Raw genomic sequence first — 19,524 nt, 5'->3', positions numbered from 1 at the left:
GCGCCCCGCGGATACCCCGAAAGTGCCCTGCCCGGTGCCAGTTGGGGCAGTATGGCGTGGTGGGAGCCATCCGGTCAGCCGAAGGCGGCCCGCTCCGCCGTACGGCCCGGGGCGTGGGCCGGGTGCTTCGCGCGCCCTTCGCGGGGGCCGCCCGGGGCGTCCGCAGGGCGACGCACGCGCACGGCGCGGGCGAGTCCGGGCTGGGCAAGCTGATCGAGCTGCACGCCGTGAATTCGGCGGGTGACATGCTGATCACGGTCGCCCTGGCGTCCACGGTCTTCTTCTCCGTACCGACCGACCAGGCACGCGGCCGGGTGGCGCTGTACCTGGCGGTGACGATGGCGCCCTTCACGCTGCTGGCGCCGGTGATCGGCCCGCTGCTCGACCGCATCCCGCACGGCCGCCGGGCGGCGATGGCGGGGGCGATGCTGACGCGGGCGCTGCTGGCGCTGACGATGTCGGGCGCGGTGGCGACCGGCGGGCTGGAGCTGTATCCGGCGGCGCTGGGCGTCCTGGTGGCGTCGAAGGCGTACGGGGTGGTGCGCTCGGCCGTGGTGCCGCGGCTGCTGCCACCGCGGATCGCGCTGGTGAAGGCGAATTCCCGGGTGACGCTGGGGGGCCTGCTGGCCACGGGCGTGGCGGCCCCGCTGGGAGCGGGGCTGCACCAGCTGGGGCCGGCGTATCCGCTGTACGGGGCGTGCGCGGTGTTCGCGTTCGGTACGTACCTGTCGCTGTCGCTGCCGCACAAGGTTGACTCGGCGAAGGGCGAGGCCCGGGCCCGGCTGACGGCGGACGGGCCGCCCCGGCAGCCGGTGCGGCGGCGCCGGAGTGCCGCCAAGCGGCCCCGGCCGGGGCTGCGCACGGTGGGGTCCTCGGTGCTGCACGGCCTCCAGGCCAACGGCGCGCTGCGGATGCTGTCGGGGTTCCTGACGTTCTTTCTGGCGTTCCTGCTGAGGGTGCATCCGCTGGGCGGCCTGAGCCCGGCGTTCTCGCTGGGGGTGGTCGCGGTCGCGGCGGGTGCCGGCAACGCCCTGGGCACGGCGATAGGGGCGCTGCTGCGCTCGCGGGGGCCGGAGAAGATGATCGCGCTGGTGCTGACGGCGGCGCTGGGCACGACGATAGTGGCCGCGGTGCTCTACAGCGCCTTCTTCGTCGTCGTGGTGGCGGCGGTCGCCGGGATCTCGCAGGCGCTCGGCAAGCAGTCGCTGGACGCGCTCATCCAGCGGGATGTCCCGGAGGAGGTCCGCACGTCCGCTTTCGCCCGTTCGGAGACATTGCTGCAGATGTGCTGGGTGGTGGGCGGGGCGATCGGGATCCTGCTGCCGCTGAACGGGGTGGTGGGAATGTCGGTGGCGGCGGCCTTCCTGGCGCTGGGCGCGGCCACTGCCGTACGGGGCCTGCTGACGGCGGCCCGGCGCGGCTCGCCGCACCCGCGCGTGGCCTGAGCGGAGGGGCCCGATAGCCTGCCCGCATGACCGCTGCGATTTTCCGGGGCAAGCGCCGCCGCGCCGCTGCCGCCGTCGGTGCCGTGACCTTCGGGCTCGTCGCCCTCTCCGCCTGCGACAAGCCGACGCCGCTGGCGACCGTGACCGTCGGTTCGTCGACGATCACCTCCGAGGCGGCCTGCTACAACGAGGGCGAGGCCGTGGCCAATGACAAGATCCTCGGCTGCATGAAGGAGAGCTCCGGCAAGACCGTCAAGGCGGCCTTCGAGGACAAGGTCCGCTTCGGCGTCGACCCGAAGATCGCGGAAGAGGGCTGGACGATCTTCATCAACGGCCAGCCGGCCGAGCAGGAGCCGAACAAGAAGACCTACCGGACGATCCCGGCGAGCGCCTTCTTCTCCGGCGGCCAGGGCGGCGCCACCAAGGAGACCAAGGTCAGCATCGTGGAGTCCTCCTCGGGCAAGGCCCTGGGCGTCTGGAACTTCACCCTCGAGCGCGACTGACGACGCCGCTGATGCGTGTTCTCGTCGTCACCGCCGTCCCGGCCGAGCGTGACGCCGTGACCGCCGCCGCCGGACCGCCTCCCCGGGAGGTCCGGCTGCCCGGTGGCGCCCTGCTGCACCGGGTGCGGCCGGGCGACGCCGACGGGCCGGTGCTGGACGTGCTGGCCGCCGGAGTCGGTCCCGCCGCCGCGGCGGCCGGGGCGGCGACGGCGCTGACGGCGGCCGCGGTGGCCGGCGAGCCGTACGAGCTGGTGATCTCCGCCGGCATCGCGGGCGGCTTCGCGCCCCGCGCGGCGCTGGGCGGCGTGGTGGTCTCCGACGCGATCGTGGCCCCCGACCTGGGCGCGCAGTCGAGCGACGGCGGCTTCCTGTCCCTGGAGGAGCTGGGCTTCGGTGTGATCGAGCACCGGGTGCCCGAGCGGCTCGCGCGCCGGGTGGCCGAGGCGACCGGCGGGGTGCGCGGCGCCGTGCTGACCGTGACGGCCGCGACCGGCACCGCCGAGCGGGCCGCGGAGCTGACGGCACGCCACCCGGACGCGGTGGCCGAGGGCATGGAGGGCTTCGGCGCCGCCGAGGCGGCCGTGGCGCACCGGGTGCCGGTGCTGGAGCTGCGCGCGGTCTCGAACGCCGTGGGGCCCCGCGACCGGGGCGCGTGGCGGATCGGTGCGGCGCTGGCCGCGCTCACCGGCGCCTTCCGCCGGCTGTCCCCCGTACTCGAACCGGAGGTGCTGCGGTGAGCGAGCCGATCAGGATCGCCTATTCGCCCTGCCCGAACGACACGTTCGTCTTCGATGCCTGGGCGCACGGCCGCGTGCCGGGCGCGCCGGAGCTGGACGTGACGTTCGCCGACATCGACCTCACCAACGGCATGGCCGAGCGCGGCGAGTTCGACGTACTGAAGGTGTCGTACGCCGTCCTGCCGTGGGTGCTGGACGAGTATGCGCTGCTGCCGTGCGGCGGGGCGCTGGGGCGGGGCTGCGGGCCGCTGGTGCTGACCCGTGAGGCCGCGAGCCCGGCGGACCTGGCGGGGAAGACCGTCGCGGTGCCGAGCGAGCGCTCGACGGCGTACCTGCTGTTCCGGCTGTGGGCCGCGGCCGAGGTGCCGGGCGGGGTCGGCGAGGTCGTCGTGCTGCCGTTCCACGAGATCATGCCCGCCGTGCGGGACGGCAAGGTGGACGCCGGCCTGGTCATCCACGAGGCGCGGTTCACGTATCAGAACTACGGGCTCACCCGCCTCGCCGACATGGGCGAGCACTGGGAGGACACCACCGCGCTGCCCATTCCGCTGGGCGCGATCATCGCCAGGCGGTCGCTGGGCGAGGAGACGCTGCGGGAGCTGGCCCGGGCGGCGCGGACGTCCGTGCGGATGGCCTGGGACGATCCGGAGGTCTCCCGGCCGTACGTGCTGGAGCACGCTCAGGAGATGGACCCGGCGGTCGCGGACGCCCACATCGGGCTGTACGTCAACGAATTCACGGCCGACCTCGGCGAGGCCGGCTACGCCGCGGTGCGCGGGCTGCTGACCCGCGCCGCGGCCGAGGGGCTCGTACCGCCCCTCGGACCGGGCGCGCTCGGCTTCGTGTGAGGGCCCCTCACACGTCCAGCTGGTCGGCGACCGCGCGCAGCATGCCGGCGATCTTCGAGCCGTGGGCCTTGTCGGGGTAGCGGCCGCGCTCCAGCTGCTGGGTGACGTTCTCCAGGAGCGTGGTGAGGTCCTGGACGATGGAGGCGAGTTCGTCGGGCTTGCGGCGCTGGGCGGCCGCGACCGACGGAGTGGGGTCGAGCAGAGTCACCGTCAGCGCCTGGTCACCGCGCTGGCCTGCCACGACCCCGAACTCCACGCGCTGGCCGGGCTTGAGGGCATCGACCCCGTCCGGGAGCACCGAGGAGTGCACGAAGACGTCTCCGCCGTCGTCGCGGGAGAGAAAGCCGAAGCCCTTCTCGCTGTTGAACCACTTGACCTTGCCGGTAGGCACGTCTGTCCTCGTCCTCGTGTCTCGTCGGATACCGAAAAAGCGAAATTCTGCAATCAACAGAAAAACTGCTCTGGATAGCACTACAGCGGGCCGCAAGACCCGCCACCCCCAAGGCTAATGGTCCCGGGCCCGGTGACAAGACGTCCTCGGGCCGTACCGCTGCGCGTCCGGTCCGTTCGCCGTCAGCCGGACGCCATACCGCCGCCCAGGGATCTACCCTGGTCAGGTGAGTAGCGAAACGCCCCGAGCCGGGGATCTGCTGGTACGGGCCGGTGCCGTCGTCTTCCTCGTGGGCGCGGTGGCCACGCTGGCCACCGTCGCGCCGCTGTTCCTGGGGGCCGATCCGCTGCCGCCCGCGGCGTACTTCGTCTGCATGCTGATGGGCGTCGGATTCCTGGTCTCCGGGGCCGGGGTGCTGCGCTCGATCGCCGAACAGCGCCGTCAGGCGCGTGGAACGGCGGATTCCGCGGCGTAGTGGCCGCGGAGCCAGGCGGGGAATTCCGCCAGGCCGCCCTCCAGCACGACATCGGCCCCCTCCGCGCGCAGTTCCGCCGCGCCGTACGGGCCGGTGGGCACCGCCACCGCGACCGCCCCGGCGGTGTGCGCCCCGCGCACGTCCCCGACGTGGTCGCCGACGTACACCGAGGCGCCGTGCTCGCGCAGCGCGACCGCCTTGGCCTCCGCCCACAGGTCGCCGACGAGCACGTCGGGCCGGATGTCCAGGTGCTCGAGGTGCAGGGCGGCGTTGCGGGGGTTCTTGGCGGTCACCACGATGGCCCGGCCGCCCAGTTCCCGCACGGCCGCCACGGCCTCGCGGGCGCCCGGCATGGCGGGCGAGGGCAGGATGCCGTGCTCGGGGTAGCCGGCCAGGTAGACGGCGTTGACGCGCTCGATCTCCTCCTCCGGGAACCAGTTGCGCAGTTCCTGCTTGAGCGGCGGCCCGAGGCGGCCGATGACGAGGTCGATGTCGATCGGGGTGCCGGTGGCGGCGACCAGTGCCTCGTACGCCGCCCTGATGCCGGGCCGGGAGTCGACCAGCGTCAGGTCGAGGTCGAAGCCGACCGTGAAGCGGTGGTCCGTGCGCTCAAGCGGGGTCATGCCCCACATTGTGCCCGGCACCCCACCCGTACACTTAGCCTCGCCTAACCGAGGCTCGATCCCGCAGGAGCGGCTTGTTCCGGCCGTAGCCGTGCGCCGCAGCCGTCGCCGTTCGCCGAAGTGGAATTCATGCAAGCCGCCGTCCCGATCAGCAGCCCGAGAACGTCCCCGGGCGCCCGTCGCCGCGTCGGCTGGACGGCGGCCGCGGTCGCCGCCCTGCTGCTCGCGGCCCTGCTCAGCCTGGCGGTCGGCAGCCGGCCCGTCGCGCCCTCGCAGGTCCTCGACGCGCTGCTGCACGACGGTGACGACCCGTCGACGACCATCGTGCGGAGCATGCGGCTGCCGCGCACGGTCGTCGGGCTGATGGTCGGCGCCGCCCTGGCCATGGCGGGCACCGTCATGCAGGGCATCACCCGCAACCCGATCGCCGAGCCGGGCATCCTCGGCGTCAGCCAGGGCGCCTCGCTGGGCGTGGTGCTCGCCATCGCGGTGGCCGGGGTGCACGGCCCCGGGAGCTACGTGTGGTTCGCCTTCGCCGGCGCCGCCCTGGCATCGGTGGCCGTCTACGCGATCGCCTCGCGCGGCCGCGGCGGCGCCTCGCCCGTCAAGCTGGCGCTGGCCGGGGCCGCGCTCAACGCCCTGATCGCCTCCGTCGTCAACGGCGTGCTGACCACCCACGCCGCCACGCTGGACGAGTTCCGCTTCTGGCAGATCGGCTCCATCGCCGGGCCCGGCACCGGCACGGCCTGGAAGATCTGGCCGTTCCTGCTGGCGGGCACGGTGCTGGTGCTGTCGGTGGCCCGCGGCCTGGACGCGCTGGCGCTCGGCGAGGACGTCGCCAGGGGACTGGGGCAGAACGTGGGGCTCGTACGGATCGTCGGCGGCGTCGGCGCGACCGTCCTGACCGGCGTCGGGGTCGCGGCCGCCGGCCCCATCGTCTTCCTGGGCCTGGCCGTCCCGCACCTGGCCCGCGCGCTCGTCGGCACCGACCACCGCTGGGTGCTGCCGATGGCGGCGCTCCTCGGCCCGGTGATGCTGCTGGGCGCCGACGTCCTGGGCCGGGTGCTGTACGAGGGCAGCGAGGTGCCGTCCGGCGTGATGACGGCGCTGATCGGCCTGCCGTTCCTCGTCACGCTGGTGCGCCGCAAGGCGGTGGCGGCGTGAGCGCGATACCCGTGGCGAAGGCCGCGCGTCCCGCCGGCTACGCCGTGCTCCGGGCCGGGCGCGGGTCGTTCCTGGTGCACCGGCGCGGCGCGGCCGTCACGCTCGGCCTGGTGCTGCTGCTGGCCGCCGCGTGCCTGACCTACCTGTGCGTCGGCATGACCAACACCGCGCCCGGCGAGGCGCTGAAGGTGCTCTTCGGGCAGCCGTCCGCCGCGGAGTTCACCGTGGGCACCGCGCGGCTGCCCCGGATGACCGTCGGCCTGCTGGCCGGCGCCGCCCTCGGGGTCGCGGGCGCGCTCATCCAGACCGTCGCCCGCAACCCGCTGGCCAGCCCCGACGTCATCGGCGTCAGCCAGGGCGCGAGCGCCCTGACGGTGGGTGCGATGACCTTCGGCGTCACCTCCTACGCCGCGCTGCCGTACGTGTCGATGGCCGGCGGCCTGCTGGCCGCCGCGCTCGTCTACGCCTTCGCCTGGCGGGGCGGGCTGCAGGCCACCCGCTTCGTCCTGATCGGCATGGGCTTCGCCGTCGCGCTGCGCTCGGTCACCCACCTCTTCCTGACCAAGGGCGACTACCTCGTCGCCCAGCAGGCGAAGGTGTGGATGACCGGCTCGCTCAACGCGCGCGGCTGGGACGAGGCGGCCCCGCTGGCGTGGGCGCTGCTGGTGCTGGTGCCCTTCGTGTGCTGGGCGGCGCGCGCGCAGCGCACGGTGTCCATGGACGACGACACGGCCACCGCGCTGGGCGTGCGGCTGGGGCGGGTGCGGCTGGGGCTCGCGCTGCTCGGCGTCGTCCTGGCCTCCCTCGCCACGGGCGCGGCCGGGCCGGTGGACTTCGTGGCGCTGCTGGCACCGCAGATCGCGCGCCGCATGACGCGGACCGCGCAGATCCCGCTGCTGTGCTCGGCGCTGCTGGGTTCGGTGCTCGTGGTGGTGGCCGACCTGCTGGCCCGCAAGCTGTTCGAGCCGACCGAGCTGCCGGTGGGCGTGCTGACCGCGGCCGTCGGGGCCCCGTATCTGATCTGGCTCATCGCCCGCGGCCGTACCGGAGGAAAAGCGTGACCGTCGAAACCGCCGCCGGCAGCCGGCTCGGCGCCCGTGACCTGACCCTGTCCTACGAGGAACGCACCGTCGTCGAGGGCCTCGACCTGGACGTCCCCGACGGCGAGGTCACGGTGATCGTCGGCCCGAACGCGTGCGGCAAGTCGACGCTGCTGCGCGCGCTCGGCCGGCTGCTGCGGCCCGCGCGCGGCGCGGTCCTGCTGGACGGCGAGGAGCTCGCCCGGATACCCACCCGGCGCGTCGCCCAGTCGCTGGGGCTGCTGCCCCAGACGCCCGTCGCGCCGGAGGCCATCACGGTCGCGGACCTCGTGGCGCGCGGCCGCCAGCCGCACCAGCGGTGGTGGCGGCAGTGGTCGGAGGCGGACGAGCGGGCGGTGGCCGACGCCATGGCCCGCACCGACGTCGCCGCGCTCGCCGACCGCGCGGTGGACGAGCTCTCGGGCGGCCAGCGGCAGCGCGTGTGGATCGCGATGGCCCTCGCCCAGGAGACGGACCTGCTGCTCCTGGACGAGCCGACCACCTACCTGGACATCTCCCATCAGGTGGAGGTCCTCGACCTGTGCCGCCGGCTCAACCAGGAGCGGGGCCGCACGGTGGTGGCGGTGCTGCACGACCTCAACCAGGCGGCGCGCTACGCCGACCACCTGGTCGCGATGAAGGCGGGCCGGATCGTGGCGCGCGGCCGGCCGGCGGACGTGGTGACGGCCGAGCTGGTGCGCGAGGTGTTCGGGCTGGAGTCGGTGGTGGTCGAGGATCCCGTGACGGGTGGTCCGCTGGTGGTCCCGGGCAGGCCCTGGGAGGGGGCGTAGCGCCCCCCTTGCGTCCTCACGTCCGTGCGGGCCCGTCGGCTCATCCCGGCCGGCGTGCCCGCCAGAGCACGAACGCCGCCGACGCGACGGCGGCGGCCTTCACCACCACCGGCCAGGTGTCGGCGAGCGCCCCGGCCATCTCTCCCGGCGGTATCGGGGCGCCCCAGCGCCCGTTGAACCGTCCCCACAGCCACACCACTCCCCCGGTCACCGCGAGGCCCGGGATGCCCATGGCCGCCCACTTCGACTCCGCCTGGGTGAGCCGGCGCGTGACGTAGGCCAGGGCCCAGCCCACGGCGAGGGCGATCCAGTTGCCGAGCACGGCGCCGGCGACGAGGAGGACGGCCACGAGCAGGAGCAGCGGGCTCATGGGGACGCCGGCCTTGGAACGCCAGAAGCTGAAGCGGGGCTCGTCGGAGCCGGACTCCGCGCCCGTCTCCTCCGCCGGCTTGCCCTCCCGCGCCTCCTGGGCGTCCTCCGTGCGGGGAACCTCCGGGGCGGGGGGAGGCGGGGGCCTGAGCATGTCCGGGATCTCGATGCCGCCCGTGAAGCCGTGCACGGTGTCGCCGGCCGTGGCCGGCCCCGGCCCGACGCTCCACCAGCCGGGCTCGCCGCCGCCGCGCGGCCGCAGTTCCTCCTCGGTCGCCAGGTGCGGCGGCGACGCGCCCCAGGGGGCGCGGGCGACGGCCGCCGGGCGCTCGTCGCGGCGCTGGGCGGGCACCCGGCCGGCGCCCTCGGCGGCCGCCAGGACGCCGTCCACGTCGGCGACGGCCTCGGCGGGCGTGCCCAGGCCGTCCAGGATGCGCTGCACGGCGGCCGGGGTGTCGGCCGCCTCGGCGGCCCGGCGCCGCTCGATCTCCGCCCGCAGCCGGGAGACCAGCCGCATCCGGTCGCCCGAGGTGAGCGACTGTCTCTGGGCGAGGTCGCCGACCCGGCTCAAATAGTCGTAAACAAGCTGATCGCTCTCGATCCCCACCGGAACCCCCAAGGCCACACGAGCCGCCGAACCCCACCGAAGGTACCGAACCCGGGCCGAACCCGGGGCCCATCCGCACCGACCCGGTACCGTAAGCAGAATGACCACTTCGCGGGAGACCGGCAGCACCGGCGGCGGCAGCGCCGCGGGGCCGCGCACGCTCGCCGAAGAGCTGCGCGCACGCCCCGACGACGGCCTCGCCGGACTGCTGCGCGCACGCCCGGACCTGCTCAATCCCGTGCCGGGCGACCTCACCCAGCTGGCCACCCGGGCCGCCACCCGGGCCTCGGTGGTGCGGGCGCTGGACCACCTCGACCGGTTCGCGCTGCAGGTCGCCGAGGCGCTCGCGGTGGCCCCGGACCCCTGCCCGTACGCCACCCTGGCCGCGCTGATGACGGGCGACGGGCCCGCCGGCGCCGAGGGTGCCGCCATCACCGCCGAGCTGCCGCGCGCCGTGGCCGCCCTCCGCGACCAGGCCCTCGTCTGGGGCGGCGAGGACCGGCTGCGCCTGGTGCGCACCGCCCGCGAGCTGCTCGCCCCCACCGCGACCCGCCCCTCGCCGACCGGCCTGGGGCCCTCCGTCGCCGAGGCCACGGCGGGCATGTCGCCGGGCCGGCTGCAGGAGATCATCGCCGCGGCGGGGCTGCCCGCCACCCATGACCCGGTGACGGCCGTCACCGCCCTGACCGAGCTGTTCGAGGACCGCGGGCGCATGGCGGCGCTGCTGGCCGGTGCGCCCGAGGAGGCCACGGCCGTCCTCGGCAGGCTGCTGTGGGGCCCGCCCCACGGCACGGTCACCGCCGAGCCCGCCCCGCACCTGCGCTGGCTCCTCGACCGGGGCCTGCTGCTGCCCACCGGGCCGGGCGCCGTGGTGCTGCCCCGCGAGGCGGCCCTGCACCTGCGCGCCGGCCGGGCGCACCGCGCGCCGGAGCCGCTGGCTCCCGAGCTGTCCCCGGTCGCCGCGCACGACCCCCGGACGGTCGACGCGACCGCCGCCGGGCAGGCCTTCACGGCGCTGGCGACGGTGGAGGAGCTGCTGCGGGAGTGGGAGGGCGCGGGCCCGCTCGTGCTGCGGGCCGGCGGCCTGAGCGTGCGGGACCTCAAGCGCGCCGCCGCCGTCCTCGAGACCACGGAGGCGGCCGCCGCCTTCTGGGTGGAGCTCGCCTACACGGCCGGGCTGCTGGCCTCCGACGGCGACGTCGACGAGCGTTACGCCCCCACCCCCGCCTACGACGAGTGGCTGCTGCTGCCCGCCGAGCGGCGCTGGACCGCGCTGGCCTCGGCCTGGCTGACGGCCACGCGCACGCCGGGGCTGGCGGGCGGGAAGGACGCGAAGGGCCGCACGCTGGCGGCGCTGGGCCCGGACCTGGACCGCGGCCCCGCCCCCGAGGTGCGCCGCCGGGTGCTGGACCTGCTCGCCGGCCTGCCCGCGGGTTCCTCCGTGCCCGCCGACGCCCTGCTCGCCCGGCTGCGCTGGGAGCGCCCGCCGCGTTCGGCGGCCGACGACCTGCGCTCGCGGCTGGCGACGTGGACGCTGGCGGAGGCCGAGCAGCTGGGCGTCACGAGCCGGGGCGCGCTCACGGCGCACGCCCGCGCCCTGCTGACGGACCCGGAAGCCGCCGCGACCGCCCTGGCGCCCCTCCTGCCCGAGCCGCTGGACCACGTCCTGCTGCAGGCCGACCTCACGGCCGTGGCGCCCGGCCCGCTGCACCGTCCGCTCGCGCAGCTGCTCGCCGTGCTCGCGGACGTCGAGTCCAAGGGTGGCGCGACCGTCTACCGCTTCACGCCGGAGTCCGTGCGCCGCGCCCTGGACGCCGGCCGCACCGCCGCCGACCTGCACGCCTTCCTCGCCGAGCACTCGCGCACGCCCGTGCCGCAGCCGCTCGCCTACCTCATCGACGACGTGGCCCGCCGGCACGGCCGGCTGCGGGTGGGCGCGGCGTCGTCGTACGTACGCTGCGACGACGAGGCCCTGCTGGCCGAGATCCTCGCCGACCGCCGCTCGGCGCCGCTGCGGCTGCGCCGCCTGGCGGCGACGGTGCTGGCCGCGCAGGCGGCGCCCGACACTCTCCTCGAGGTGCTGCGCACGATGGGCTACGCGCCCGCCGCCGAGTCCGCGGAGGGCGATGTCGTCGTCACGCGTGCCGACGCCCTGCGCACTCCGCCGCGCACCGCCCCGGCCCCGGTCCCCGAGGGCCCGCCGGTGCCGGACGCCACGCTCCTGGGCGCGGCGGTCCGTGCCATCCGGGCCGGTGACCTGGCCTCCACGGCGCAGCGCAAGCCGGTGGCCTCCTCCCCCGCCCCGGCCGGCGGCGGGCTGCCGCGCACCACCTCGGCGGACACGCTCGCCACGGTCCAGGCGGCGGTGCTGACCGGGGCGGCGGTGTGGATCGGCTACGTCAACGCCGAGGGTGCCGCCAGCCAGCGCGTCATCGCCCCGATCCGGGTCGAGGGCGGCTTCGTGACGGCGTACGACCACACGGCGGACGAGGTCCGTACGTACCCGCTGCACCGCATCACGGGGGTGGCGGAGCTGGCGGACGACCTGGCGTGAGGCCCGGGGGCGTTCACTCGGCCCGGGCCGCCGTCTCCTCGTTCACCCCGAAGAGGTACGTCGCCACGAACCCGACCGCGTACCCCACCAGCAGCCCGGCCCCGTAGACCGCCGCCGCCCGGAGCGGCCCGTGGCCACCCCGCAGCAGCGGGAAGAGGGCCCAGCCGGAGGGGCCGATGGCGGTGGAGCCGACCTTGTCGCCGAGCTGGCCGAGCAGGCCCACGAACGCGCCGCCGGCCGCGCCGCCCGCGCACGCGGTGACGAACGGGCGCCCCAGCGGCAGCGACACGCCGTAGATGAGCGGCTCGCCGATGCCCAGCAGGCCGGCCGGCAGGGCCGAGCGGATGGTCCTGCGGATCGTGGTGGCCCGGGTGAGCCGGAGGTACACCGCGAGGGCGGCCCCGACCTGGCCGGCGCCGGCCATGGCGAGGAGGGGCAGCAGGACGGTGGAGCCCTGCTCGGCGATGAGGGTGGTGTGGATGGGGATCAGCGCCTGGTGCAGTCCCAGCATCACCAGGGGCAGGAACAGGCCGCCCAGCGCCAGGCCGGCCACCGCGCCGCCGCCGCTCAGCAGCCCGTCGGCCAGGCGCCCGATGGCGGTGGAGACCGCGCCGGCCGCGTACATCAGCCCGTAGAGCGTCACCAGGCCCGGCAGCAGCACCGTCAGGAACGGCGTGAGCAGCACGTCCAGCGCCGCCGGCACCACGCGCCGGCAGCCCTTCTCCACGTGGACCGCCAGCAGCGCGGCGGTCAGCGCGCCCAGCACCCCGCCCTGGCCCGGGGAGAGTTCGAGGCCGAAGGCGTCCACCCGGGCGACGCCGGGATACACGACGACCGCCGCGACCGCGCCGCCCAGGATGGGCGTGCCGCCGAACTCCTTGGCCGTCGCGTAGCCGACGAAGACGGCGATCAGCGACATGAAGCCGCCGGAGATCGCGCCGAGGGCCGCCACGAGCGAGGGTGCCCGGTGCAGGTTGGCGAGCAGGCCCGCGAGGCCGGCGACCATGCCGCAGCCGATCAGGGCGGGGATCAGCGGCACGAAGACCTGGGCGACGCGGCGCAGGAGGAGTTTGCCGGGGGTGGCGTTGCGGGCCCGGTGCTCGGCGCGCAGGGTGGCACCGCGCTCGGCGAGCGTTCCGGGGGCGGCGAGCGTTCCGGTGGCGGCCGCCTGGCGCAGCCGTTCCAGCTCCGGGGTCACGCGGGCGACGGTGCCCGGCCCCAGCACGATCTGGTAGGCCGCCGGGACGGACGCGGCGTCCTCGACCACGCCCAGGACGCCCGGTACCGCCCGCAGTTCCGCGCCGCGCACGAGCGCGGGGTCGCGGACCTCCACGCGCAGGCGGGTCATGCAGTGGGCCACGGTGGAGAGGTTGGCCGGGCCGCCGAGGAGGGGCAGGAGCGCGGCGGCCGTCGCGGCGGGCGTGCTGTCGTCTGCTGGTGGCACGGTGCCTTGCTTCATCAGTGCATGACGGTATGTCAGTCGGCGGCCGCTCGCAGGGCGGCGCGCAGATGGCCGTGGGACTCGGCGAGCAGCCGGGCGGCGGTCGGGCCGTCGACGTCGCCGAGGAGGACGAGGATGGCGTTCTTCACCTCGCCGCCGGTCTCGGTCAGCGCGGCCTCGATCTCGCCGTCCGCCGCGCCCGTGGCGAGGGAGACGATGCGCCGCGAGCGGGCCCGCAGCTTCTCGTTCGAGGCCCGGACGTCGACCATCAGGTTTCCGTACGTCTTGCCCAGCCGGATCATCGTGATGGTCGAGAGCATGTTGAGGACGAGCTTCTGCGCCGTGCCGGCCTTCAGCCGGGTGGAGCCGGTGAGCAGTTCGGGGCCCACGACGACCTCGATGGGGTGCTCGGCCGCGGCCCCGAGCGCCGAGCCGGCGTTGCAGGACAGCCCGACGGTCAGCGCCCCGGCGGCGCGGGCGTGCCGCACGGCGCCGACGGCGTAGGGGGTGCGGCCGGAGGCCGAGACGCCGACGACGGTGTCGTCGGGCCCGATGCCCAGGGCGGTCAGGTCGGCGGCCGCCAGCTCCTCGCTGTCCTCGGCCCCCTCGACGGCCCGCACCAGCGCCTCGGGGCCACCCGCTATCAGCCCGACGACCCGCCCCGGGTCGGTGTTGAACGTCGGCGGGCACTCGCTGGCGTCCAGCACGCCCAGCCGCCCCGCCGTGCCCGCGCCCGCGTAGACCAGGCGGCCGCCGCGGGCCATGCGGGCGGCGGCCGCGTCGATGGCGGCCGCGATCTCGGGCAGCCGTTCGGCGACGGCGGCGGCCACCGTCGCGTCCTCGGCGTTCATGATCTTCGCGATGGACCGGGTGGGCAGCCGGTCGATGTCCGCGAGGTCGGCGCGGAACGCCTCGGTGGTGAGCGTCGCCAGCTGGGCTCGGAGTGCGGCGAAGGCGGCGGTCGAGGTCATGGCGGGCGGCTCTTTCCGTCGGTCCGCCGGCTGTCGCCGGCGGGGGCGTCCGGGGGGTCAGCGCCGGTCACGCGGGGCGTGCCGGTGCGCCAGCGCCTCGTACGAGGCGGACAGGGCGGGTGCCGCGCTCGCGTACGTGCGCTGGGCGACGCCGATGAACAGGCAGTCCACCACGAGGAGCTGGCTCGTGCGGCTCGACATGGCCGCGGGCCGCAGCTCGCTCTCCCGTGCGGAGGACGTGGCGAGGACGTGGTCCGCGTACTGGACGATGTCCCCGTCCGGCCGCCCGGTGACCGCCACCGTCGTCGCGCCGTGCTCGAAGGCGACCCGCAGCGGCTCGATCACGTCGGTGGTGCGGCCCGAGTGGCTGATGGCGATCGCCACGTCCCCGGGGCGCAGCTGCACGGCGTTGGTGACGGCCAGGTGGGGGTCGGCGGGCGCGTGCGCGATCAGGCCGATGCGCAGCAGCTTCTGGGTGAGGTCCTGGCCGACGAGGTTGGAGGCGCCGATGCCGTAGACGTCGATGCGCCGGGCGGCGGCGAGCGCGCCCGCGGCCGCCTCCAGCGCGGCGGTGTCCAGCCCGGCGGCGGTGTCCGCCAGGCACTGCGCCTCTTCCTGGGCGAGCTTGGCGACGACGCCGGCCATCGGGTCGTCCACGGAGATGTCGGCGGTGACGGCGGGCGCCCGGCCGGCCGCCTGCTCGGCCGCGAGCGCGGCGAGCGCGAGCCGCAGGTCGCGGTAGCCGGGGTAGCCCAGGACGCGGGCGGTGCGCACGACGGTGGCCTCGCTGGTGCCGGTGCGTTCGGCGAGTCCGGTGACCGTGAGCGCGGCCGAGCCCGCCGGGTCGTCGGCCACCGCCTCCGCCACGCGCTGCATGGAACGGGTCATGGAGGGGGCGAGCGTACGGACCTTGGCGGCCAGTGCGGCCGGGGAGCCGAAAGTTTCTTTCGCGACGCCGCTCACATGCTGAAAGGTATTTTCGGGCTGGTGTGCCGTCAACCCTCCGCGCCCCCGACAATGGATCCCATGGAGCTCGAACAGGCACTGCACACGGCACGGGCGCTCGTCCTCGCCGACCTCGTCGCCGGCGACGTCGCGGAGGCCGACGTGGTCTCGCTGGTCGAGGACGCGGTCGCGCACCGGCGGTGGTGGGTCGAGCAGTGGCCGGAGGGCGCCGGGTTCCTCCCCGGGCTCGTCGCCCAGGACGTCCAGGACGCCCTGCTGGAGCGGCACGGCCGCTGGCCCCTGTGCCCCGTCTGCACCGACGGCGGCGACCCGCACGCCCTCGAGGTCGAACCGGAGCTGGGCCCCGACCCGCACTGGGCCTGCACGAAGCAGGCGGTGTTCGTGGCGCGGGTGGGCTCCCTGGGAACGGCGCTCGGCCGATGACGCTGTACATCGACCCGCCCAACTGGCCGGGCCACGGCCGCATGTGGTCCCACCTGGTCAGCGACGTGTCGTTCGACGAGCTCCACGCCTTCGCGGCCCGCCTGGAGGCCCCGCCCAAGGCGTTCGACGGCGACCACTACGACATCCCGTCGACGTCCTACGAGGCCGCCGTGCTGCTCGGGGCGCGCGAGGTGAGCAGCCGCGAGGTGGTCCGCCTGCTGAAGGCGAACGGCCTGCGCCGCCCCAAGCACCCCGCGCGCTGAACCCCGCCCCGCCGCTCAGGCGGTGAGCAGCTCCAGCTCCGTGGTCAGATTGCGCCGCGCGAGCAGCTCCCAGCGGTCGTGCCCCAGCGGGGTGCGGAACAGCCGCGGCAGCTCCAGCAGGTGGCGCAGCACCTGCGCCCGTCCCTCGCGGAAGGCGTCGTCGGGCACGAAGCCGTACTCCTCCCGCACCGCCGCCGCGTAGAGCGCGTACTCCTCGGGCGTGCCGCCCAGCACGGCCAGGTCCGCGTCGCACAGCACCTCGCCGTCGCGGTCGCCGGGCCCGGGATCATGACTGACGGTGAGCCGTACGAGCCGGGCGACCTCGGCGGTACGGGCCCGGCCGATGCCCAGCTCGGGCAGCGCCCGCTCGGCGAGGTGCGCGGACCGCTCCTCGTTCTCCGAGCGGTCGGGCCGGTAGACGGCGTCGTGGAACCAGGCGGCGAGGCGGACGCCGTCGATGTCGTCGGCGTGGGCGGCCAGCGTGTCGAGGTGCCCGAGGACGGCGGCCAGGTGCGAGACGGTGTGATAGCGCCGCTGCGGCTCCGACCACCGGGCCAGCAGGTCGTCGGCGTAGGGACCGGGATCCGGTCCGGACGCGTCGCGGACCCGGTCCACGGTCTGCTGCCAGCGGGCGCGGAGGTGCTCGGACGTGACGGCCATGCGTCCAATTGTGGGGCACGGCTTCATGCGGGGGCGGCGGGTGTGGCAGGCTTGGCTACATGTCTAGACCAATTCTTGAGGTGATCGCCCTCGGCCCCGAGGACGCGGTGGCGGCGCAGTCCGGAGGTGCGGACCGGCTCGAACTGGTCAGCGACATGGCCGCCGACGGCCTCACCCCCTCGCGCGAGACCTTCGCGGCGGTACGGGCCGCCGTCGGCATCCCCGTACGGGTGATGCTGCGCGCCGCGGACGGCTTCGCCGCCGGGGGCGCCGCCGCGCTCGAGGCGCTGTGCGAGGAGGCCCGGGCGCTGCGGGCGGAGGGCGCGCGGGAGTTCGTCCTCGGCTTCCTCACCGACGACGGGCGGGCCGACCTGGCGGCGGTGGCCGCCCTGACCGAGGCCGTCGGGCCGCAGGCCCGCTGGACCTTCCACCGCGCGATCGACCGCGCCGCCGACCGGGACGCCCTGCGCAAGCAGCTCGCCGACCAGCCGGGGCTGGACACCTACCTCACCGCCGGCTCCGCCTCCGGCGTCGACGACGGCATCCCCACGCTGCTGGCCGAGGCGGCGCGCGGCGACGAACCCGGCTACGAGCCGCGGATCCTCGTCGGCGGCGGCCTCAGGCTCAAGCACGTCCCGGTGCTGCGCGCGGCCGGCATCACGGCCTTCCACATCGGCGGCGCCGCGCGCCCGGCGGGCTGGGACGCGCCGGTGGACGCCGGAGCGGTACGGGCCTGGCGCGAGGCGCTGGACGGGTAGGGCGGGGGCGGCGCCGGGGGCCGGGGGCTTGCCCCCGGTTACGGGAAGGGGCGGGACTGGGGAAAGAACCCCCGCCGCGACGGCGCCCCGCCCCCACCGGCGAACCCGGCGGTGCCGTGCTACCCGCGGCCCGCTACCCGGCCAGCTGCGCGGGAAGCGGCTGCGCGTGGACGATCGTCAGCCCCGACACCGCCCGCGTCAGCGCGACGTACAACCGCCGCAGGCCGGTCCGTTCGTCCGGCTCCCCGGCCACCACCGCGGCCGGCTCGTCCAGCACGACGTAGTCGTACTCCAGGCCCTTGGCCAGCGTCGCGGGGACCAGCGTCAGCCGCGCCTCGGCCGACGTCTCCTCGCCCGGATGGAGCCAGGGCAGGCCGGCCGCCGCCAGCGCCGCGCCCAGCTCCCCGAACCGGTCGTCCGCCGCGATGAGACCGATCGAGCCCTCGTACGACAGCGCCCGTCGGCACGCCTCGACGACCGCGGCGTCCAGGGCGTCCGCCGCCACCTGCCGCACCGCGAAGTCGCCCGGCGACTCGCGCACCGACGTCGCCGCAGCCAGGCCGGGCGCGATGGCCGGCAGCAGCCGCGAGGCGTAGGCGATCACTTCGCGCGGCACCCGGAAGCCCTGCGTCAGCTCCTCCACGGCCGCCTCCGGCTTGCCCAGGTGGGCCAGCGCCTCCCGCCAGCTGCTCGTCGCCCACGGCGTGGTGCCCTGCGCGAGGTCGCCCAGGATCGTCGCCGACCCGGTCGTACAGCGGCGGCCCACCGCCCGGTACTGCATGGGCGACAGGTCCTGCGCCTCGTCCAGCACCACGTGCCCCAGCGAGTGGGTGCGGGCGACGAGGTCGGACGCCTCGTCGATCAGCACCGCGTCGGCGGCGGACCACTTCGCCGACCGCACCGACCGCGCGGGCTTCGCCCAGCGGATCTCCCGCTGCTCGGCCGGCGAGAGCAACCCCTCGGCGTGCTCGGCCAGGAACTCCGCGTCGGACAGCAGCCGCAGCACCAGCTTCGCCGGGTCGACCGCCGGCCAGATCGCCTTGACCGCCGCCTTGACGGCCGTGCTGCGCGCGACGGCGTCCTGCACCCGGTCGTCGGGCGCCTCGCCGGCCTCCTCCATGCGCACGAGCACGGCGTGCGCGATGCGCTGCGGCAGGGCCTCGCGCGCGGCCCCGTAGCGGATGTCGCGGGCGAGCAACTCCCGCACCATCTCCTCGATCTCGTACGCGGGAACCCGCCAGCGCCGCGAGCCGCGCACGACGACCACCGCCTCGTCCGGCATCGTCACCCCCGACCGCACCGCGCGCCGCAGCACCTCGGCCATACGGGCGTCGCCCTTGATCAGGGCGGCGGCGGGCGAGTCGTTCCCCCGCACGTCGACGTGCGCGACGAGATCGTCGACGGTCGCCTGGGCGACGTTCAACTCACCCAGGGCGGGCAGGACTTGCTCGATGTACTGCAGGAAGGACCGGTTCGGGCCGATGACCAGCGTGCCGGTGCGGGCGAGGCGCTCACGGTGGGCGTAGAGCAGGTACGCGACGCGGTGCAGGCCGACGGCCGTCTTCCCGGTGCCGGGGGCGCCCTGGACGCACACCGTGCCGCCGATCCCGGCGCGCACGATCTCGTCCTGCTCGGGCTGGATGGTGGCGACGATGTCCCGCATCGGGCCGACGCGCGGCCGTTCGATCTCGCTCTGCAGCAGCCGGCTCGCCTGGTCGCCGCCGGCGGGGTCGGTCAGGTCCTCGTCCTCGTAGGCGGTCAACTCCCCGCCCGTGTAACCGAACCGGCGCCGCAGCCCGACCTCCATCGGGTCCTTCTTCGACGCCCGGTAGAACGGCTGGGAGACGGGCGCGCGCCAGTCGATGACCATGGGATCGCCGACGGCGTCGTGCACGTGCCGGCGCCCGATGTAGAACCTGTCCGCGTGCAAATAGTCGAGGCGGCCGAAGAACAGCGGGGTGTGCGCGAGGTCGGCGAGGGCGTCGATCCGCTCCTCGATCTGCCGTTCCAGCACGGCGGCGTTGACCCAGTTGGCCGTGACGTCCTTGATGTCGAGGGCCTCGACGTCGGCCCGCATCGCGCGCAGCGCGGAACGGGACGCGGCGAGGTGGGCGCGCTCGCGCTCCAGGGGCTCGTGCTCAAGGGGCTCGTGCTCGAGGGGATCGTTCGCGTTCGTTACGGGCGCGGGCACGGCAAGGCCTCCTGGCGTACGGCGATGTGAGCGAGGGGCCACCCGGTTTCCGACCGGGCAGCGGCGCTCCCGTAAAGCGGGGCGGGAGGCGGCGGGAAGGGTGGATTCTAATCAGCGGCCCCTGGGGGCGCGAACGATTTTCGGCGCACCCCCGGGCGGCCCTCAGGGTCGGCGTCCACCTCCCGTAGGGGACGCCATGATCCTTGGGTCGTACGGCCGCACCCACCCGTTTACACCAGCAGACCGATGCCCCGGGCGCGTCCGG

The 19,524-nt window shown here is 75.5% G+C and carries 20 protein-coding genes; 12 read left to right on the top strand and 8 right to left on the bottom strand.

Going from position 1 to position 19,524, the window contains the following annotated elements:
• Positions 1–59 precede the first annotated feature (59 nt).
• From IE295_RS17500 to IE295_RS17485, 4 genes are read left to right on the top strand one after another with little or no spacing between them, the layout of a single operon-like run.
• Positions 60–1,445, top strand: a complete 1,386-nt coding sequence (locus tag IE295_RS17500; protein ID WP_190064584.1) for an MFS transporter — start codon at positions 60–62, stop codon at positions 1,443–1,445.
• 26 nt (positions 1,446–1,471) lie between these two features.
• The gene (locus tag IE295_RS17495; protein WP_190064583.1) at positions 1,472–1,948 is read left to right on the top strand and encodes a DUF2771 domain-containing protein; all 477 of its coding nucleotides are present in this window, start codon (positions 1,472–1,474) and stop codon (positions 1,946–1,948) included.
• Between the two features lie 11 nt (positions 1,949–1,959).
• Positions 1,960–2,685 carry a futalosine hydrolase gene (locus IE295_RS17490; RefSeq protein ID WP_190064582.1) on the top strand — a complete coding sequence of 242 codons (726 nt, stop codon included), beginning with the start codon at positions 1,960–1,962 and terminating at the stop codon, positions 2,683–2,685.
• Positions 2,682–3,533, top strand: coding sequence for a 1,4-dihydroxy-6-naphtoate synthase (locus tag IE295_RS17485; RefSeq protein ID WP_190064581.1), 852 nt, complete (start codon positions 2,682–2,684; stop codon positions 3,531–3,533). The genes IE295_RS17490 and IE295_RS17485 overlap by 4 nt, the downstream gene beginning before the upstream one ends.
• 7 nt (positions 3,534–3,540) lie before the next feature.
• Here IE295_RS17485 and IE295_RS34280 read toward each other — a convergent pair whose 3' ends face one another.
• Positions 3,541–3,924 carry a cold-shock protein gene (locus tag IE295_RS34280; RefSeq protein ID WP_190064580.1) on the bottom strand — a complete coding sequence of 128 codons (384 nt, stop codon included), beginning with the start codon at positions 3,922–3,924 and terminating at the stop codon, positions 3,541–3,543.
• A 226-nt stretch (positions 3,925–4,150) separates the two neighbouring features.
• Between IE295_RS34280 and IE295_RS17475 the strand changes: the two genes are divergently transcribed.
• Positions 4,151–4,399: a hypothetical protein gene (locus IE295_RS17475; RefSeq protein WP_190064579.1), complete on the top strand. Its 249-nt coding sequence runs from the start codon at positions 4,151–4,153 to the stop codon at positions 4,397–4,399.
• On the opposite strand, the gene IE295_RS17470 is transcribed toward IE295_RS17475, so the two are convergent.
• Positions 4,366–5,022, bottom strand: coding sequence for an HAD family hydrolase (locus IE295_RS17470; RefSeq protein ID WP_190064578.1), 657 nt, complete (start codon positions 5,020–5,022; stop codon positions 4,366–4,368). The two genes, IE295_RS17475 and IE295_RS17470, sit on opposite strands and share 34 nt — an antisense overlap.
• A 129-nt stretch (positions 5,023–5,151) precedes the next feature.
• Between IE295_RS17470 and IE295_RS17465 the strand changes: the two genes are divergently transcribed.
• The 3 genes from IE295_RS17465 to IE295_RS17455 are packed head-to-tail and all read left to right on the top strand — an operon-like array spanning position 5,152 to position 8,056.
• Entirely contained in the window at positions 5,152–6,186 is a 1,035-nt protein-coding gene (locus IE295_RS17465) for a FecCD family ABC transporter permease (protein ID WP_190064577.1), read from the top strand.
• Positions 6,183–7,247: a FecCD family ABC transporter permease gene (locus IE295_RS17460; RefSeq protein WP_190064576.1), complete on the top strand. Its 1,065-nt coding sequence runs from the start codon at positions 6,183–6,185 to the stop codon at positions 7,245–7,247. The genes IE295_RS17465 and IE295_RS17460 overlap by 4 nt, the downstream gene beginning before the upstream one ends.
• Complete coding sequence (locus IE295_RS17455; protein ID WP_190064575.1) at positions 7,244–8,056, top strand: ABC transporter ATP-binding protein; 813 nt, start codon at positions 7,244–7,246, stop codon at positions 8,054–8,056. Before IE295_RS17460 ends, IE295_RS17455 begins: the two co-directional genes overlap by 4 nt.
• Before the next feature lie 40 nt (positions 8,057–8,096).
• Here IE295_RS17455 and IE295_RS17450 read toward each other — a convergent pair whose 3' ends face one another.
• Positions 8,097–9,032 carry a hypothetical protein gene (locus IE295_RS17450; RefSeq protein WP_190064574.1) on the bottom strand — a complete coding sequence of 312 codons (936 nt, stop codon included), beginning with the start codon at positions 9,030–9,032 and terminating at the stop codon, positions 8,097–8,099.
• Positions 9,033–9,132: 100 nt separating this feature from the next.
• On the opposite strand from IE295_RS17450, the gene IE295_RS17445 reads away from it, so the two are divergent.
• The gene (locus IE295_RS17445; RefSeq protein WP_190064573.1) at positions 9,133–11,586 is read left to right on the top strand and encodes a helicase C-terminal domain-containing protein; all 2,454 of its coding nucleotides are present in this window, start codon (positions 9,133–9,135) and stop codon (positions 11,584–11,586) included.
• A gap of 13 nt (positions 11,587–11,599) precedes the next feature.
• Here the strand turns inward: IE295_RS17445 and IE295_RS17440 are convergent, their stop codons facing one another.
• The 3 genes from IE295_RS17440 to IE295_RS17430 are packed head-to-tail and all read right to left on the bottom strand — an operon-like array spanning position 11,600 to position 14,961.
• Positions 11,600–13,045 (bottom strand): PTS transporter subunit EIIC, encoded by a 1,446-nt coding sequence (locus IE295_RS17440; protein WP_190064572.1) that lies wholly within the window; start codon positions 13,043–13,045, stop codon positions 11,600–11,602.
• Positions 13,046–13,062: 17 nt separating this feature from the next.
• A complete protein-coding gene (gene murQ / locus IE295_RS17435) occupies positions 13,063–13,998 on the bottom strand; it encodes an N-acetylmuramic acid 6-phosphate etherase (protein ID WP_190064571.1) in 936 nt (311 codons plus the stop codon).
• A gap of 57 nt (positions 13,999–14,055) precedes the next feature.
• Positions 14,056–14,961: a MurR/RpiR family transcriptional regulator gene (locus IE295_RS17430; protein WP_224323091.1), complete on the bottom strand. Its 906-nt coding sequence runs from the start codon at positions 14,959–14,961 to the stop codon at positions 14,056–14,058.
• Positions 14,962–15,024: 63 nt separating this feature from the next.
• On the opposite strand from IE295_RS17430, the gene IE295_RS17425 reads away from it, so the two are divergent.
• Both IE295_RS17425 and IE295_RS17420 read left to right on the top strand, forming a co-directional pair.
• Positions 15,025–15,387, top strand: coding sequence for a DUF8819 family protein (locus IE295_RS17425; protein ID WP_224323090.1), 363 nt, complete (start codon positions 15,025–15,027; stop codon positions 15,385–15,387).
• Positions 15,384–15,650, top strand: a complete 267-nt coding sequence (locus tag IE295_RS17420; protein WP_190064569.1) for a DUF4031 domain-containing protein — start codon at positions 15,384–15,386, stop codon at positions 15,648–15,650. Before IE295_RS17425 ends, IE295_RS17420 begins: the two co-directional genes overlap by 4 nt.
• A 15-nt stretch (positions 15,651–15,665) precedes the next feature.
• On the opposite strand, the gene IE295_RS17415 is transcribed toward IE295_RS17420, so the two are convergent.
• Positions 15,666–16,310 carry an HD domain-containing protein gene (locus IE295_RS17415; protein ID WP_224323089.1) on the bottom strand — a complete coding sequence of 215 codons (645 nt, stop codon included), beginning with the start codon at positions 16,308–16,310 and terminating at the stop codon, positions 15,666–15,668.
• A 59-nt stretch (positions 16,311–16,369) separates the two neighbouring features.
• Here IE295_RS17415 and IE295_RS17410 point away from each other — a divergent pair, with 59 nt between their 5' ends.
• Entirely contained in the window at positions 16,370–17,068 is a 699-nt protein-coding gene (locus IE295_RS17410; RefSeq protein WP_190064568.1) for a copper homeostasis protein CutC, read from the top strand.
• Between the two features lie 133 nt (positions 17,069–17,201).
• Here the strand turns inward: IE295_RS17410 and IE295_RS17405 are convergent, their stop codons facing one another.
• Positions 17,202–19,259 (bottom strand): HelD family protein, encoded by a 2,058-nt coding sequence (locus IE295_RS17405; protein ID WP_224323088.1) that lies wholly within the window; start codon positions 19,257–19,259, stop codon positions 17,202–17,204.
• Between the last annotated feature and the right edge of the window lie 265 nt (positions 19,260–19,524).

The organism is Streptomyces griseocarneus, assembly GCF_014655595.1.
Taxonomy (GTDB): Bacteria; Actinomycetota; Actinomycetes; order Streptomycetales; family Streptomycetaceae; genus Streptomyces; species Streptomyces griseocarneus.
Note: the sequence above shows the minus strand (reverse complement) of the source record. Positions and strands in the feature narration are given on the sequence as shown.